Here is a 15,069-nt window from a genome sequence, read left to right on the forward strand (position 1 = left end):
GTGACCGGGCCATGGCGGCCGAACCCGTGCGCGTCTCCATGCTCGCGCAAAACACCCGGGCCGACGCCCGGCTCATGACCGAACAGGCCCTGCGGCTGCGCGACGCCGCCGCGAGGATGCGCGGCAACCCGATGGTGCCCGACTGGTTCGAGCACACCGTGCGCGAGCAGATCACCCGCTGCATGATCGCCGCCGCCGAGCTCGAGGTCGCCGCCCAGCGGATGGAAGAACACGCCGGCGATCTGCTGGGACGGGGGAGAAGACAGTGAGCGTCGACGACAGGACATCTCCCCGGGCCCGCATAGGCAAGACCGGCTCGCTCCCGGACGCCCAGGCAGACGTTCCCGGGCCGCCGGCGCCGGGCGGCGGGCAGGAGCCGCACCACGCCGACGCCAATCTCGTGGAGGCCGGCGAGAGCGGGACCTACATCGGCGATCTGGAGACCGTCGGCGCCGTCGCGGCCGAGATCGCCAAGGCGGCCGACGAGATCAGGGGGGTCGCCACCCGGCTGACGGCCACGATCGCGCGGTTCGGGCTAGCCACCGCCTCCATGAGGTCCGCGAGGTCGGGACTCGCCGCGCAGCGGGCGCTGCTGCGGGCCGCCGTGTCCGGCCGCGGACTCGGGCACGCCTTCACCGGGGGCAAGATCGGCGCGTCGGCCGGGAGGGTCGGCGGCTGGGTCGGCCGGGAGAGCCTCGCCGTCATGGTGGCCGTCACCTCGCTGCGGCTGCGCATCGCCGCGGTCGCCAAGGCGCACCCTGAGTGCCACACCGACCCCGCGGTGCGCCGGCTGATCGACGCGGTCAGCAACGACAGGTCGATCGAGGCCATGCGCGCCCTGCGGCGCCTGATCAAGGACCGGGGCGTGCAGGACGCCCTGACCCGCATCGCCCCGATCTACATCGAGCTGCTCGCGATCAACGCGCTGCTCGACGAGAACCCCTCCAACGACGAGTCGGGCTGGTCCATCGCCGCGGGCAGGCCCATCACCTCCGAGCCGCTGCTCGGCGTCTCGGTCAACGCCGTCTGCCGGTGGGACGTCGGCGACGGCTCGGCGCAGCGCGTCGATCTGACCCCGGCCGAGCTGGGCAAGCTCAGCCACGAGGGCACGGTCAACGGCTTCCTGCGCAACATCGCGGTGGTCGGCAACACCGGCCGCATCTACATGCAGGAGTTCGAAGGGCCGGACGGCGTCAACCGCTATGTCGCCCTCATCCCCGGCATGCAGTGCGGCATGCCGCGCAACGACTCCCCGCAGGACCTCGTGGGAGCCTGGCGCAACACCCTGATGAACGAGTCGCCCTACACCCGGGCCGTCGCCAAGGCCATCGAGGACTTCGGGGTGCCGGACGGGGCGGAGATCGCCGTGGTCGGGCACAGCGAGGGCGGCGCGGCGGCGATGAACCTCGCCCAGGATCCCGCCTTCCACGAGCGCTTCACGCTCACGCACGCGATCGCGATCGGATCCCCGGTCGACTTCAAGAAACCGCCGTCACACGTCTTCGTCGCCACGATCACCAACCAGCACGACATCATCCCCAGCCTGGACGGGCAGGGGCCGGGCTCGCCGTTCCACTTCCATCCCGACTGGTACGTCGTGGACTACACGGACACCACCCACGAGTTTCCCGTGTGCCACGGCGCCTGGCACTATCTCGACAACCTCGAATACGACCTGCACGAGGCCCGCGACCACATCAACGCCGCCCTCGCGGCCTACCAGGGCACGGTGGTGCGCGGCCAGGCCTACCGCGTGTTCGACGAGGTGCGGTCCCCGGAGGGCTTCCCGTTCCTGCACGTCGCCACCTCGCCCACCGAGACCGCCGAGGGCTCGGTGGACATGCCGGTGCGCTGCTCGGACGGCACCGCCGTCACGGCCTTCTTCCACGCCGACGCCCGGGTGGCGCGCGAGCTGCTCACCGGCACCGGGCTGCGGCCCGCGCTGATCGGCGGGGGCGCGGTCGTCGTCGTGTTGCCCCGCGCCTACCGGCAGAGCTCCGTCGGCGCCTTCCAGGAGACGGCGGTCGCGATCGTCGTGCACGATCCGTGGCGGCCCCGGCCGCTGCTCGTCTGGACCGAACTGCTCCGGCGGGCCGACCGGCGCAGGTCGGGGCTGCGGGTGCTCGATCTGGCGATGGACAATCCCGTCGCCCCCGGCCTCGCGTATGAGATCTGGGGTTATCCGGCCTTCCCCTCGCAGGTCACGGTGGAGACGGGCGGGAGCGGGTTCACCGGGCGCACGATCGCGGTGAGCGTGCGCGACGGCGGGCGGCCCGTCATGGAGCTCTCCGGCCGGCTCGGGCCGTGGCTGCCGTTCCCCGAGCTCGACGTGGTCACCTACTCGACCAGGGGCGACACCACACTGCGCTCTCTGGTGGACACCCACGGCATGCTGCGGCTGCACCCCTTCACCGGGGTACGGCTGCGCGCGACCGGCGAGCACCCGATGGCGGACCGGCTGCGCGCCCTCGGCCTTTCCGGCGCCCGGCCGTTCCTGGTGCTGTCCACCGACCGCATGCAGGCCAGGCTCGGCGCGGGGGCTCCGGTCGTGCTGCCCTCTTGAGCACAACTCGACTCCGGTGGGCGGGGCGTCGGCACACCCCACCCACCGGCCCTGACATCCGGGAGGGCGTCAGCCCAGCATCACGCCGACGAACAACGTGGCGAGCGCGGTCAGGCCGCTGAGCGAGCCCAGCGCCGCCGTCGCCCCCTTGGTCTTGGCCCGGGTGTGCAGGAAAGCCGTGAGACCCGAGAGCACCACGAAGGCGAGCTTGACGTAGAGGGTCGTACGGTATTCCGGGCCTGTGTCCCCGATCGTGAGGACATTCCAGACACCCGTCAGGGCCAGCACCCCGAAGGCCGGCCAGGCCACCCGGTTGAACGCCTGTGCCGCGACCTTCGTCACCCCGTCCCCCGCCCGCCGGAGCGCGGGCACGAGGAACGCCAAGGTGAACTGCCCGCCGACCCAGACGGCGGCGGCGAGGACGTGGAGGAACACCCGCAGGGTGTCGAGGGATACCGAAAGCACCCGAACAACCTATTCACCCCAAGGCTCGGCCGCCACCGCGGAAGGTCCTTTAGCGAACTTCCGGGCCGGTAGGCACGGGTAAGGTCGGGGCATGACCGCGATCTCCAAGGAGTCCGCCGACGGGGCCGCCCCTGTCCTGGTGTGGCGCGACCTGCCGACGGCTCCCGCCGTGCGCGGGTCCAAGTCCCTTTTCATGACGGAGGCCGCGGGGCAGGGGCTTTCTCCGGGGCGCGAGATGCTTTATGTGGGGCCGGAGCCGGCGGGGGAGCGGGTGGCCGAGGCGCTGCGGGTGCCGTCGGGGGCCGAGGTGGTGGCGAGGCGCAAGGTGATGACGGTGCGAGAGGTGCCGGTGCGCGTGGCGACGAGCTACTTCCGTGCCGACCTGTTCGGCGGCACGCGTCTGGCCGAGCAGGGGTTCGTCACCCCGACGCTCCAGTCGGCGATCGCGGAGCTCGGCCATGTCTTCGGGCGGGCCGAGGAGGTGCTTCAGGCCAGGCCGGCTTCGCCGTACGAGGTGTCGGTGTTGCGGCTGGAACCGGGGGAGTGGGTCGTGTGCATTACCCGGGCGAGCTATTCCGAGGATGATGTGCCCGTCCATGTGCTGGAGACGGTTTGTGCGGCGTCCCGGCATATGTTCCGCGTCCGGCAAGCCGCAGGTCACGACACGTTTTAGTCGGGGTCAGTTGCCGGACATGTCCGTACAGGTAGTCTCATAAGAGATGAATGAAATTTCACGTTGGATCGATCTCGACGGTGCCGTCAACGTCCGTGATCTAGGCGGTCTCCCCACCAGTGACGGCGGGACCACACAATTCGGCAAGATCTTCCGCTCGGACAACCTCCAGGGCCTGACCGAGGGTGACCTCGACAGGCTCGTCGCCGGGCTGAAGCTCCGCCATGTCGTCGACCTGCGTTCGACCCCCGAGGTGCGCCTGGAGGGCCCCGGCCCCCTCACCCGGGTGCCGACGGTCAACATCCACCACCTCACCCTGTTCCCCGAGGGCGGCCTGCACACCGACGTCGAGGCGGACCGCCCCGCGCTCGACGGCGACAAGGTCCTGCCCTGGCAGGAGCGCGCCGCCGAGGACATCGAAGCCCTGCACAAGGTGACCGGCTTCTACTACGGATATCTGCGTGACAGGCCCGACTCGGTGCTCGCCGCCCTGCGCGTCTTCGCCCACGGCGACGGCCCGGCGATCGTGCACTGCGCCGCCGGCAAGGACCGCACCGGCGTGGTGGTCGCCATGGCTCTGGCCGTCGCCGGCGTCACCCGGGAGGCCATCGTCGCGGACTACGCCGCGACCGGCGACCGCCTGGAGGGCATCCTCGCCCGGCTCCGCGCCAGCGAGACCTATCGCGAGGACCTCGACAAGCGCCCCGCCGAGGACCACCGGCCCCGCGCGGAATACATGGAGAGCTTCCTGTCCGTGGTCGACGAGAAGTTCGGCGGCCCGATGAACTGGCTCGACACCCAGGGCTGGACCCGGGGCGACACCAGCGCCCTCCAAGCCCGCCTGCGCGGCTGACCTTCTCCTGGGTTGGGCGTGTCCTGGTGGGTTCTCCACATCCACCGGGACCGCCTCCCGAAGATCGTCGATCCTGCTTCAGGTGAGGTGGACGACGCGGCTTTCCAAGGCTGAGAGGTGGGCGGCCTCGATCACGGTCAAGGTCGCCACGGCCTCCTCCGGGTCGACCGGGGGCGGGGTGCCCTCGCGGAGGGCGGCGGTCACACCCGTGTAGAAGTCGAGGTAGGCGCCGGGTTCGGTGGGCAGAGTACGGCTGTCGCCCTCGGTGCCGAGGGTTCCCCGGCGCTCGTCGGGCTCCTGGGCGAAGCCGGGGGAGCCCGGGGTGTGGCCGGCGCGGAGCTGCTCCTCCTGGACGTCCAGGCCGTGTTTGACGTAGGCCGCGGCGGAGCCGATCACGCGGAAACGCGGGCCCGGTTGGCCGGCGACGGCGCTCATCCACAGGTGTGAGCGTGTCCCGCCGGCGTGGGTGAGGGCGACGAAGGTGTCGTCGTCGGAGGCGACGCCTTCGCGGCGGGTGTCCATCTCGCAGTAAACCTCGCGGACCGGCCCGAACAACCACAGGGCCTGGTCGATCAGGTGGCTGCCGAGATCGTAGAGCAGGCCGGCGAGTTCGTCGGGGCCGCCCGTCTCGCGCCGGCCGCCTTTGTGCACCGGCCGCCAGCGCTCGAATCGCGACTCGAACCGGCGGACCTCCCCGAGGGTGCCCTCCGCGACCAGGCGCTTCACGGTCAGATAGTCGCCGTCCCAGCGGCGGTTGTTGAACACCGTCAACATCAGGTCACGCGAACGCGCCAGCCGTACGAGTTCCTCGGCCTGGGCGGCGGTGGCGGCCAGGGGCTTGTCGACCACCACCGGCAGGCCGGCCGACAGGGCGGCGCGGGTCAGCGGGACGTGGGTGCGGTTGGGGGAGGCGACCACGATCAGGTCGCTCAGCGGGAACAGCTCCTCGGCCTCCGCCACCGCCTGAGCGCCGTGCTTGTCCCGCACCTCCGCGGCTCGGTCGGGGTCGCGCGTCACGACCCCGACCAGTTTGAGGCCGGGTGTGGCCTGGATCAGCGGGGCGTGGAAGAACGCCCCCGCCGTGCCATAGCCCACCAGTCCGACTCGGATCTCGTCCACCGCCGTCCACCCCCTTCGAGATCACCTTAGCGGGTGGCCGACGGATGGTTCCGAGGGGCGGTTAGGGGTTAAAGGTCCTGGTCGTCGCGCTCGGCGAGGAAACGTTCGAACTGCGCGGCGAGTTCGTCGCCGGTGGGCATCGGCGTGCTCTCGGCGATGAGGTTCTCCCGCTCCGAGCCGCCGGCGAACGCGTCGTATTGCTGCTCCAGCCCGACGATCGCGGTGGACAGCTCCGACGACGCCCGGATCTGCTCCTCGATCTCGTTGTTGGTGCGCTCGGCCGCCTCGCGCAGGGCGTCCATCGGGAAGACGAGGCCGGTGCCGCGAGTCACCGTCTCCAGCGCGGTCACGGCGGCCTGCGGGTATTCGGCCTGGGCGAGGTAGTGGGGCACGTGTACGGCGTAGCCCACGGCGTCGCGGCCCTCCTCGCCCAGCCGGAACTCGATCAGCGCCGCCGCGCTGCCCGGCACCTTGACCCGGCCGAAGGCGCTCGACGCGCCGTCGATCAGCTCCGGGCGTGTGCCGTGGGAGGTCACGCCGAGGGGGCGGGTGTGCGGGACGGCCATCGGGATGCCGTGCATGGTGACGAGCTTGCTCACCCCGAACCGCTCGACGAGTTTGCCCACGGCGGAGGTGAACAGCTCCCACTCGCGGTCCGGCTCCGGGCCGCTCATCAGGAGGAACTGCGTGCCGGTGACGTCCTGCGCCAGGTGCACGGCGAGGGAGGGCGCGTCACAGGACACCCACTTGTCCACGTCGAACGTCATGATCGGGCGTCTGGAGCGGTAGTCGAGCAACCGGTCGTGGTCGAACGTGGCCACGGTGCGGTGGTCGAGCTCGGAAAGGAGGTGCTCCACGGCCAACCGGCCGGCCCCGCCGGCGTCCACGAACCCATCGAAGTGATATAGGAGCAAAGGATCACGCAGGTCGGGCACCTCACCGTCGAGCCGGTATAGATCCGTCGGGTCGAACACGGTGTCTCAGCCTTCCTTTAGGGTTCGTTTCCCAGAACCCGCAGGTTCTTTTTCCCAGAACCCGCGACAGCCTCCAGGCATTCCGGTGTCGTGCGATCAGTCCGTTGGTCTCCGCGAAGCCTATCGGGGGACAATGGGATGTATGGAGCCGGACGTTGAGCTTGAGGAGTTCGCCACCCGGATGTTCGACCTGGCCAGGGCGGGCAACACCGAGCATCTTTTGGCATATGTGGATGCCGGTGTCCCGGTCGATCTCACCAACGGCAAAGGCGACACCCTGCTGATGCTGGCCGCCTACCACGGCCACGCCGGCACCGTCCGCGGCCTGCTCGAACGCGGAGCCGACGCGGGACGGGCCAACGACAGGGGCCAGACGCCCCTGGCGGGTGCGGTCTTCAAGAAGGAGGCCGAGGTCGTGCGCGCCCTCCTTTCCGGCGGCGCGGATCCGCGGGCGGGCACCCCCTCGGCGGTGGAGACCGCCCGCATGTTCAACCACGAGGAGTTTCTGGCCTGGTTCGACGAGGCGTGATCTCTCCGCCGGCGCCGTCTCCGTGTCCGGGGCCGCGGCGGGTGGCTGAGGTGGGTCCGCTATGTCAGTCGACCAGCTCGTGATGGAAGCTCTCCACCTGTTCGCGGAGCACCGGGTCGGAGAAGCGCTGGCTCTCCAGGGCCCAGTCGTGGTAGCCGCGCATCCAGTGCTCCAGGCCGACGACGCAGCGCATGGTGCCCTCGCGGGTGTTGTGGCGCAGCCCGAGGGTGTCGAGCAGGGCCATGAGCTCCTTCTTGGCCGCCTGGAAGTCCTCGATGCGGCGGGCGATCGTGTCGATGACCCGCTCCACGGCCTCCTGCAGTGAGCAGCCCGCGTCGTAGCGCAGGACGATCACGAGGTTGTGGAACTCGCCCTGGCTGAGTTCCCTTCTGAGGCCGATGAGGTCGTTCGTGCAGACCACGACGTGCCCCGCCTCGTGGATCAGCCGCCGGTAGGCGGAGGACTCCCGGATGACCTCGGGAAGCTCGAAGTGTTCGACGAACTCGACCACGTCGAACGAGGGCGGGACGTAGGCGATGTTCAACTTGTGCTGGACGTAGGCGTCGGGGTCGGGAATGCGGCCGTGGACGCGGTTCTCCACCTCCCATACCGCCGTCTCGAAGCAGTCGCGGAAATGGTCGGTGAACCGGTTCCACCACGCCTCACTGGCATAGATCTGGAAGCGGTCCCTGATATCGGCGAGTCCCCGCAGCACCGGGCCCGCGGAACGGTCCAAGGGTGCACCCCGTAAGAGTGCGTCGGCTTTGTCCGCCCAGCGTCGTGCCAGATCGGGGTCGCGGCCGACCTCGGCCAGTTCGAATTGATCATCGTAAACATGGAACCAGCTGTTGAGATCGGCGGCGAGCGCCAAGTCGAGAAACGAGGCCTCGGGGTACAGCCGGGCCACGAGACGGGCATACGATTCGCCGCGGAAACGCGCGGCCGATGCCTTCCCCTCGACCAGCCTCATCCGATGCGCCCAAAGCGTGGTGTGCTCGATGGCCTCCTCGACGAATGGGTTGATACGAGAGGGAAAAGGGATGTTTAGCGAGGGAAGGCGGAAATGTGGTACTTCTTCCATGCGGGTTGACCTCCAGGCTTCCTAAACCCGGCACTATATGTCATAACTATCAGAAAGATAGCAAGCAAGGGTGAGTGTCACTTTTCACAGCATGTGTGGAGAATTAGGTATTTGTAGTGATTGGGAGAGTGGTCATCCTCTTACACGGTGTGACGCACGGTCAAGATCACGTATCGGGGCGCCGTGGGAAGGGTGCCGGGCCAAGCCCTCTCTTCGTCGTCCAGACTGTCTGTGACCTGCGAAAACGCTCACGAGCTCATCGCGGCGCGCGGCAACGGGTCCTCCTCGTCGTCGAGCGCCAGGGTGACGGCCTCCTCAAGCGTGAGCCGCATGCCCTCGTTCACATACTGCAGAAAAACATCCTCGCCGATGTCACGCTTGCACTCTTTCACGCAAGTCGTGTGCTCGTCGTGGAGGAAAGGACTGCCAAATAGAGGCAGTCCGAAAAGCTTCCAATTGCTGTCGGCCGCACCGAAGAGCTGGGCCGCGCGCCGCGGATTTCCGGTCGCCGCGGAGACGCGCGCCATGGTCTCCAAGCACATCAACGTGCCGATCACATCGTGAAAGTGCAGCTTGATCCGCAAACCCTCGCGGACACTCGCACACGCCTCGGTCGTGCGGCCGCCCTTCACCTGCGCCTCGGCCGTGGCCCAGTGCGCGTGTGAACGCAACCAGAGCTCACCGCGCTGCTTGCAGAGTTTGAGGCAGTCCTTTAGCAGGCTTTCGGCCTCGCGAGGCTCGTTCTGGGCGGTGAGCACGAAGGACAATTCGACGATCGCGGGCAGCAGACCGGGGTTCAGCTCACGCTCGTTGCCTCCCCGGTGAAAATCGATGGCGACGCCGAGCAGCGCGGTCGCCTTCTGCAGGTCGCCCTGGAACATCGCCGCCGTGCCCTGCATCTTGGTGGCCAGGATGACCGACGCCGAGTCGCCCACCCGCACCGCCTCGGCGCTGCACTGCTCGGCATATTCCATCGCGGCGGTGATATCGCCCTGCGTGCTGCACACATAGGACATCACCCAGAGGGCCTTGCACCGCGCCTTGCTCGGCTGGGGATTGGCCTTGAGCGCCCGCTCCAGATAGAGCCGCCCCTCCCGGGCGAGCCCGCACGCCACCCACATGAACCACAACGCCGACAACAACTCCAGAGCCACATGACTCTGGCCGGGCGTGGTCAGGCAGTGGTTGAGCGCGGCCCGGATGTTGTCGTGCTCCTGGCGCATCCGGATGAACCAGTAGGCCTGGCGCGGCCCCGACCACGCACTCTCCCCGCGCTGCGCGAGATCGAGGTAGTAGTCGCGGTGGCGGCGCCGGATCTCGTCGGCCTCGCCGAGCTTCGTAAGCCACGCCTCGCCGTAGTCGCGCAGCGTGTCAACCAGCCGGGTATCTCACTCCGGCGTGGTTGCTCTCGCTCAACAGGATGGACTTCTCCACCAGCCCCGTGACGAGGTCCATGATCTCACTGGGGTCGAGGCTGTCCGCCGTGCAGACATAACGCGCCGCGTCCAGCTCGAAGTCCCCCGAGAACACCGACAAGCGCGCCCAGAGCAACCGCTCGGCCGGCTCGCACAACTCATGGCTCCACCCGATCGCCGCGCGCAGCGTCTGGTGGCGGGGCAGCGCCGTACGGCTGGCGCCGGCGAGCAGGCTGAAGCGGTCGGCGAGGAGGGCGAGGATCTGCTCGACGGAGAGCGCGCGGAGCCGCACGGCGGCGAGCTCGATCGCCAGCGGGATGCCGTCGAGCCTGCGGCACAACTCGGCCACCGGCTCGATGTTGTGCTCGTCCAGCACGAAGTCGGGCATAACCGCGCCGGCCCGTGCCGTGAAGAGCTGCACCGATTCGTTCGTGAACAGGCTCTCGCTCGGGTCGTCGCCCGGGACCGCGAGCGGCGGCACCGCGACCACCTGCTCGAACGGGAGCTGGAGCGACTGGCGGCTGGTGGCCAGGATGCGGAGGTGCTCTGAGCGCTTCAGCAGGTTGTCGATGAGGGAGGAACACGACTCCACCAGGTGCTCACACGTGTCGATGATGAGCAGCATGTCGCGGTCGCCCACCCACTCGCTCAGCGTGTCGTGTCCGGACCGCTGCGACTGGTCGGCGATGCCGAGGGCGGAGGAGATCGTGTGCTTGACCATCCCGGCGTCCTGCAGGCGCGCGAGATCGGCGAACCAGACGCCGTCGCGGTATTGCCTGCGGGTCTGGTGCGCCAGCCGGAGGGCTGTGCGGGACTTCCCGACGCCGCCGATGCCGGTCACCGTCACGAGGCGGGATTCGCGCAGGTGCCTCTTCAGATTGGCGAGTAGGCTGGTGCGGCCCACGAAGCTGGTGAGCTCGGCGGGCAGATTGCCCTCCCGCCGCCATCCTGTTGGCGTTGCCATGGCCGCCTCGTCATGCGTCGATGGAAGGTGGTCGGTGGAGCTGCTAGGGCATCGTACCCCGCTTGTTATTACCTATCCTTTACGACAAAGGGTTCGGGGGAGACGTTTTCCGCCACGGAGGATCTCTCACCTCCCGGGTCGGTAGAATGTCCACGTGACAGTTCAGGGCCCCGATGACCTGCGGCCGGTGGACCTCTTCGAGGACGGTCCGCCCGTGCTTCCCGACCAGACAGGCGACGACACCGATCTTGGGTGGAGTGAGTGGGGAGAGGCCGACGACACGGCCCGCCTCCTAGAGGAACGCCCGCCTCACTGGTAAACCGCCCCGCCGTCCGGCCGTCCCGCTTCGTCGATCCAGCGCCTTCAACACAGCGCTTTCAACACAGCGCCTCTAACACAGCGCCATCGATCCCTATCCACAGCTCGCACCCTCTCGGGTGACCGGCCGCCACTGAAGCGGCCCGGCATCCGGGAGGGTCTTGTCTTTCCGGCCCCGGCGCATGTTGGATACAGCGCTTATCAGACCTTGCCGGGCCACAGTCCGTGGGACGGCTCCCAGCGCGCGGAGGCACCCCGAGACCTCCCGGGAGGGGGATCGCGCCGCCAGGGAAGCCCTCAGCGCCGCGCAGCCCGCTCCTGATCCGCCCGCGCCCGGGTCGCCGCCGGGCGTGGGCGTCTGTCGTGGGCGGGGCGTGGGCAGGGCGTGTGCGCCGCACGCGGGTCAGGAGACGATGTCCTTACGGCGGAAGCGGCGGAAGGCCAGGGCCATCAGGAGGACGCCGTAGGTCACCGACAAGGCCGCGCCCCGGGCCATGCCGCCCCAGTCGACCTCGATGGCCAGCACGTCCAGCCACGCGGTGTTCCAATAGGTCGGGAGGAACTGCCGCAGCTCGCCCAGGTCCTCCACGGCCTGCACGATGTTGCTCACGATGACCAGGCCGACGGCGCCGCCCACCGCGCCGAGCGGGGAGTCCGTCGTGGCCGACAGCAGGAAGGCCAGCGCGGCCACCACCAGCTGGTTGAGCAGGGTGTAGCCGACCACGATGGCGAAGCGCGGCAGCGCCTCGCCCGCCGCCACGCTCTCACCGGTGCCGGGGAGACGCACGTCGTTCCAGCCGAAGGCCAAGGTGCCGGCGATGAGCGCCATCACCGGCACGGTGACGACCGCCGCGGCAGCGTAGGCCAGGGCGACGGTGAGCTTCTGCCGCAGCAGCCGGTCGCGCGGCACGGGCGCCGCCAGCAGATAGCGCAACGACGACCAGTTGGCCTCGCTCGCCACGCTGTCGCCGCAGAACACGGCGACCGCCACCACCAGCAGGAAACTCGCCGACGTCCACAACACGAAGATCGCGAAGTTGATGGCGCTGTCGGTGGCCAGATCCACGGTGCGCAGCGCCGACGCGGCGGGCCTGGCCTGGCTGGGGATGAGGGTGAAGGCCGCGACGAGGATCCACGGGAGCGCCGCCAGCAAGCCGAACACGACCATCGTCCGCCGCCTGCGGGCCTGCCGCACGAACTCCACCCAGAGGGGAAGAGTACGGCGAGGCCGATATCCGGCGGCCGAGCCGTCACCGGCCGCGGAATCGTCGCGGCGCCGCGCGTCACCGTTCGCGTCGATCGCCGGGTCGCCACCGGCCGAGGGCGCTCCGCCGTTCGCCGGACGGGCGGCCCTGGTCGCGCGGGCGGCACCCGCGACTGCGGGTACGGCGGCGCCGGTCTCGGCGTTCTCGGTCGCATGAGCTGCGCCCGCCGTCGCGTCACCGCCGGCCGGGCCGGAGGGAGTCCTGCCGTCGCCGTTGCGCGGGTCGCACGGGTCGCCGTCCGGGCCGTCGCCGGAGGGGCGTGGGGCGGTCACGTGTTCCTGGCTCACGCGTTTTCTCCGATCAGTTCGAGGAACACGTCTTCGAGGCGGCCCCGCTGCGCGGTCTCGGTGTGCGAGCCGAGCAGGTCCTCCACCGGTCCGGCGATGACGAGGCGGCCGCGGTGCATGACGACGAGGTGGGTGCACGTCTGCTCGACCTCGGCCAGCAGGTGGCTGGAGACGATGACGGTGCGGCCCCGGCGCGCGTAGCCCTTGAGGACCTCGCGCATCTCGCGGATCTGCGGCGGGTCGAGGCCGTTGGCGGGTTCGTCGAGGACGAGCAGGTCCGGCAGGCCCAGCATGGCCTGGGCGATGGCGAGCCGCTGGCGCATGCCCTGGGAGTAGGTGCGGACGGCGCGGTCGAGCGCGGCGCCGAGACCGGCGATCGCCAGGGCCTCGTCCACGTGGGCGTCGCCGGCCGGGCGGCCGGTCGCCCGCCAATAGAGCTCCAGGTTGGCGCGGCCGGAGAGGTGCGGCAGGAAACCGGGGCCCTCCACGAAGGAGCCGAGCCGCGACAACACGGGCGCGCCGGGGGTGACGCGGTGGCCGAAGATCCGGATCTCCCCGGAGTCGGGCTGGATCAGCCCCATCAGCATGCGCATGGTCGTGGTCTTGCCGGCGCCGTTCGGGCCGAGCAGGCCGAGCACCTGGCCGCGCTCCACGCGGAACCCGAGGTCGCTGACGGCGGGGTCCCCGTTGCGGTAGGACTTGCCGAGGCCGGTGATCTGGAGCGGCACGTCGGCCAGGGCGGTGTCGCGCGGCTCGGCCGACCGGCGCAGCCGGCCGGTGGCGAGCATGACGGCGGCGGCGAGCAGCGCGGCCAGCGGCAGCGCCCACACCCACCAGGGCAGGCCGGTGGCGGGAGTGCTCAGCGCGGCGACCTTCGGCACGGTCACCTTCGGGGTGATGAGCGCGACGCCGTGCACGGAGGGCGACGTTGCGTTGGCATATCCGAGGTCGGTGGTGGTGAAGGTCACCCGCAGGCGCCGCCCGGTCTGGAAGAGGTGGTCCACGGCGGGCAGGGTGACGGTCGCCTCGGCCTGGGGCGCGCCCTTGGGGATCGTGAGGCGGATCGGCGACACCTGCCCGGCCGGCAGCACGGGCGGGGTGCCGGGGCCGCCGACGTCGTAGAGCTTGGCGAACAGCGTCACGGTGCCCTCGCCGCTCACCCGCACGCGCACGGTGGGCGCGCCGGTGACGTGCAGCGGCGCGGGCAGCGGCGCGGATTCGAAGCTCGCGCTCTGCCCGGCCATCTCATTGGTGAGGTTGGCCCCGGCCGCGCCGCCGCCCGCCATCGCGGCGAGGCCGGGCACGGACGAGATGGACGCGGGGGCGCCTCCCGGCGGGGTGGCGACGTTCTGCTCGCCGCCGGTCAGCGGCAGGTCGGTGACCTCGGTGCCGGCCAGGCCGGGATAGATCGGGGCGTCGGCGTGCACCAGCACGGGGCGGCGGGTGCCGGGGTCGCGCCCGCCGTCGCGGGTGACGGTGAACTTCGAGCCGGGCGAGCTGCCGGGCGTCTTCTTCAGATAGTGGTCGAACCAGCCGGCCACCTGCTCGTGCAGCCAGTCGAGCTCGCCGTCGCCGCCGTCGTGCCCGCCGTCGAACCACGACACCCGCACGGGCGCCCCGGTCGCCGCGATGGCCTTGGCGTTGGCGTCGGCGTGCGACAGGGGGAAGAGCGAGTCGCGTTTGCCCTGGAGCAGCAGCGTGGGCACCTTGATACGGCCCTGGACCGACACCGGGCTGGCGCGCCGGAGCGTCTCGATCGTCTTCTCGGAGGCGGCGCCGGTCTCCGCCGCCAGCTCGTACATCTCACAGATCTCCGGCAGGAACCTCCCGCACCGCGCCTCCTCGGCGGTGAGCGGGCGCGGGGGAGTGTTCGCGGCCGGGGCGCCGGGTGCCGTCGTGGGCCGTGCGGTGGCGGGGCCGCCGCGGCTGAAGAACAACCCCGCCCACATGCGCTTGAAGACCCCGCTCTCGGGACCGGAGCCGCCGCCGTTGGGGAAGAGGGCGTCCGCGAGGTCGAACCAGGTGATCTGCGGCGCGATGGCGTCGACCCGGGCGTCGTAGGCGGCGGTCATGAGCGACACGGCTCCGCCGTACGACCCGCCGGTCATGCCGACGCGCGGGTCACCCGGTTTGTCCAGCGCGACCTCGGGCCGCTGGGCGAGCCAGTCGATCAGCTGCCGGGTGTCCTTGATCTCGTAGTCGGGCGAGTTGAGCGCGATCTCCCCCTCCGAGCGGCCGAAACCGCGCGCCGACCAGGTGAGTACGGCATAGCCGGCCTGGGCCAGCAACACCGCCTCGTCGCGCACGCTGTCCTTGCTGCCGCCGAAGCCGTGGCCGAGCAGCACGGCTGGGGCGCGGCCACCGGTCGGAGCCGGGGAAGGCGGGTAGAAGGTGGCGTCCAAGGCGACCCGCAGGTCGTCGTCCGGGCCGTCGACGACACTGATCGTGTGCGTCTCCCCGCGCACCTCGGGTGCCGACTGCCATACCAGCCAGATGCCCACCGCGGCGATCGCGACCGCGGCCGCGGCGATCCAGACGGTCGCCTTGTCCAGACGTCTCATGC

The 15,069-nt window shown here is 70.2% G+C and carries 14 protein-coding genes; 6 read left to right on the top strand and 8 right to left on the bottom strand.

The annotated features are described in order from the left end of the window. The first annotated feature begins 11 nt into the window (after positions 1-11). Positions 12-269, top strand: a complete 258-nt coding sequence (locus tag Ssi02_RS10295) for a hypothetical protein (protein WP_204024225.1) — start codon at positions 12-14, stop codon at positions 267-269. Then, a complete protein-coding gene (locus Ssi02_RS10300) occupies positions 266-2,563 on the top strand; it encodes an acetoacetate decarboxylase family protein (RefSeq protein WP_204024228.1) in 2,298 nt (765 codons plus the stop codon). Before Ssi02_RS10295 ends, Ssi02_RS10300 begins: the two co-directional genes overlap by 4 nt. A gap of 69 nt (positions 2,564-2,632) precedes the next feature. Here the strand turns inward: Ssi02_RS10300 and Ssi02_RS10305 are convergent, their stop codons facing one another. Beyond that, positions 2,633-3,028 carry a hypothetical protein gene (locus Ssi02_RS10305; RefSeq protein WP_204024231.1) on the bottom strand — a complete coding sequence of 132 codons (396 nt, stop codon included), beginning with the start codon at positions 3,026-3,028 and terminating at the stop codon, positions 2,633-2,635. 91 nt (positions 3,029-3,119) lie between these two features. On the opposite strand from Ssi02_RS10305, the gene Ssi02_RS10310 reads away from it, so the two are divergent. Both Ssi02_RS10310 and Ssi02_RS10315 read left to right on the top strand, forming a co-directional pair. Next, positions 3,120-3,701, top strand: coding sequence for a GntR family transcriptional regulator (locus Ssi02_RS10310; protein WP_204024234.1), 582 nt, complete (start codon positions 3,120-3,122; stop codon positions 3,699-3,701). A 46-nt stretch (positions 3,702-3,747) separates the two neighbouring features. Next, positions 3,748-4,554, top strand: coding sequence for a tyrosine-protein phosphatase (locus Ssi02_RS10315; protein WP_204024237.1), 807 nt, complete (start codon positions 3,748-3,750; stop codon positions 4,552-4,554). Positions 4,555-4,632: 78 nt separating this feature from the next. Here the strand turns inward: Ssi02_RS10315 and Ssi02_RS10320 are convergent, their stop codons facing one another. Next, on the bottom strand, positions 4,633-5,673 hold the full coding sequence (locus Ssi02_RS10320) for a Gfo/Idh/MocA family protein (protein WP_204024238.1): 1,041 nt from the start codon (positions 5,671-5,673) through the stop codon (positions 4,633-4,635). Between the two features lie 68 nt (positions 5,674-5,741). Then, positions 5,742-6,647, bottom strand: a complete 906-nt coding sequence (locus tag Ssi02_RS10325; protein WP_204024241.1) for a proteasome assembly chaperone family protein — start codon at positions 6,645-6,647, stop codon at positions 5,742-5,744. A 133-nt stretch (positions 6,648-6,780) separates the two neighbouring features. Between Ssi02_RS10325 and Ssi02_RS10330 the strand changes: the two genes are divergently transcribed. Continuing rightward, positions 6,781-7,176, top strand: coding sequence for an ankyrin repeat domain-containing protein (locus tag Ssi02_RS10330; protein WP_204024243.1), 396 nt, complete (start codon positions 6,781-6,783; stop codon positions 7,174-7,176). A 64-nt stretch (positions 7,177-7,240) separates the two neighbouring features. Here the strand turns inward: Ssi02_RS10330 and Ssi02_RS10335 are convergent, their stop codons facing one another. The 3 genes from Ssi02_RS10335 to Ssi02_RS38610 form a co-directional block, all read right to left on the bottom strand. Then, a complete protein-coding gene (locus tag Ssi02_RS10335; protein ID WP_204024245.1) occupies positions 7,241-8,146 on the bottom strand; it encodes a terpene synthase family protein in 906 nt (301 codons plus the stop codon). A 359-nt stretch (positions 8,147-8,505) separates the two neighbouring features. Then, complete coding sequence (locus tag Ssi02_RS38605) at positions 8,506-9,480, bottom strand: tetratricopeptide repeat protein (protein WP_239128766.1); 975 nt, start codon at positions 9,478-9,480, stop codon at positions 8,506-8,508. A gap of 148 nt (positions 9,481-9,628) precedes the next feature. Beyond that, on the bottom strand, positions 9,629-10,636 hold the full coding sequence (locus Ssi02_RS38610) for an ATP-binding protein (protein ID WP_239128767.1): 1,008 nt from the start codon (positions 10,634-10,636) through the stop codon (positions 9,629-9,631). Between the two features lie 154 nt (positions 10,637-10,790). Here Ssi02_RS38610 and Ssi02_RS10345 point away from each other — a divergent pair, with 154 nt between their 5' ends. Next, positions 10,791-10,955, top strand: coding sequence for a hypothetical protein (locus Ssi02_RS10345; RefSeq protein WP_204024247.1), 165 nt, complete (start codon positions 10,791-10,793; stop codon positions 10,953-10,955). 402 nt (positions 10,956-11,357) lie between these two features. On the opposite strand, the gene Ssi02_RS10350 is transcribed toward Ssi02_RS10345, so the two are convergent. Both Ssi02_RS10350 and Ssi02_RS10355 read right to left on the bottom strand, forming a co-directional pair. Next, positions 11,358-12,506, bottom strand: a complete 1,149-nt coding sequence (locus Ssi02_RS10350) for an ABC transporter permease (RefSeq protein ID WP_239128768.1) — start codon at positions 12,504-12,506, stop codon at positions 11,358-11,360. Then, a complete protein-coding gene (locus Ssi02_RS10355; protein ID WP_204024248.1) occupies positions 12,503-15,067 on the bottom strand; it encodes a CocE/NonD family hydrolase in 2,565 nt (854 codons plus the stop codon). Before Ssi02_RS10355 ends, Ssi02_RS10350 begins: the two co-directional genes overlap by 4 nt. Between the last annotated feature and the right edge of the window lie 2 nt (positions 15,068-15,069).

It is taken from the genome of Sinosporangium siamense (genome assembly GCF_016863435.1).
Taxonomy (GTDB): Bacteria; Actinomycetota; Actinomycetes; order Streptosporangiales; family Streptosporangiaceae; genus Sinosporangium; species Sinosporangium siamense.

Coding starts and splice junctions, on each gene's coding strand:
- Ssi02_RS10295 (WP_204024225.1), top strand. CDS start 12: ATGGCGGCCGAACCCGTGCGCGTCTCCATGCTCGCGCAAAACACCCGG.
- Ssi02_RS10310 (WP_204024234.1), top strand. CDS start 3,120: ATGACCGCGATCTCCAAGGAGTCCGCCGACGGGGCCGCCCCTGTCCTG.
- Ssi02_RS10315 (WP_204024237.1), top strand. CDS start 3,748: ATGAATGAAATTTCACGTTGGATCGATCTCGACGGTGCCGTCAACGTC.
- Ssi02_RS10330 (WP_204024243.1), top strand. CDS start 6,781: ATGGGATGTATGGAGCCGGACGTTGAGCTTGAGGAGTTCGCCACCCGG.
- Ssi02_RS10335 (WP_204024245.1), bottom strand. CDS start 8,146: ATGAGGCTGGTCGAGGGGAAGGCATCGGCCGCGCGTTTCCGCGGCGAA.
- Ssi02_RS38605 (WP_239128766.1), bottom strand. CDS start 9,480: ATGCGCCAGGAGCACGACAACATCCGGGCCGCGCTCAACCACTGCCTG.
- Ssi02_RS38610 (WP_239128767.1), bottom strand. CDS start 10,636: ATGGCAACGCCAACAGGATGGCGGCGGGAGGGCAATCTGCCCGCCGAG.
- Ssi02_RS10355 (WP_204024248.1), bottom strand. CDS start 15,067: ATGAGACGTCTGGACAAGGCGACCGTCTGGATCGCCGCGGCCGCGGTC.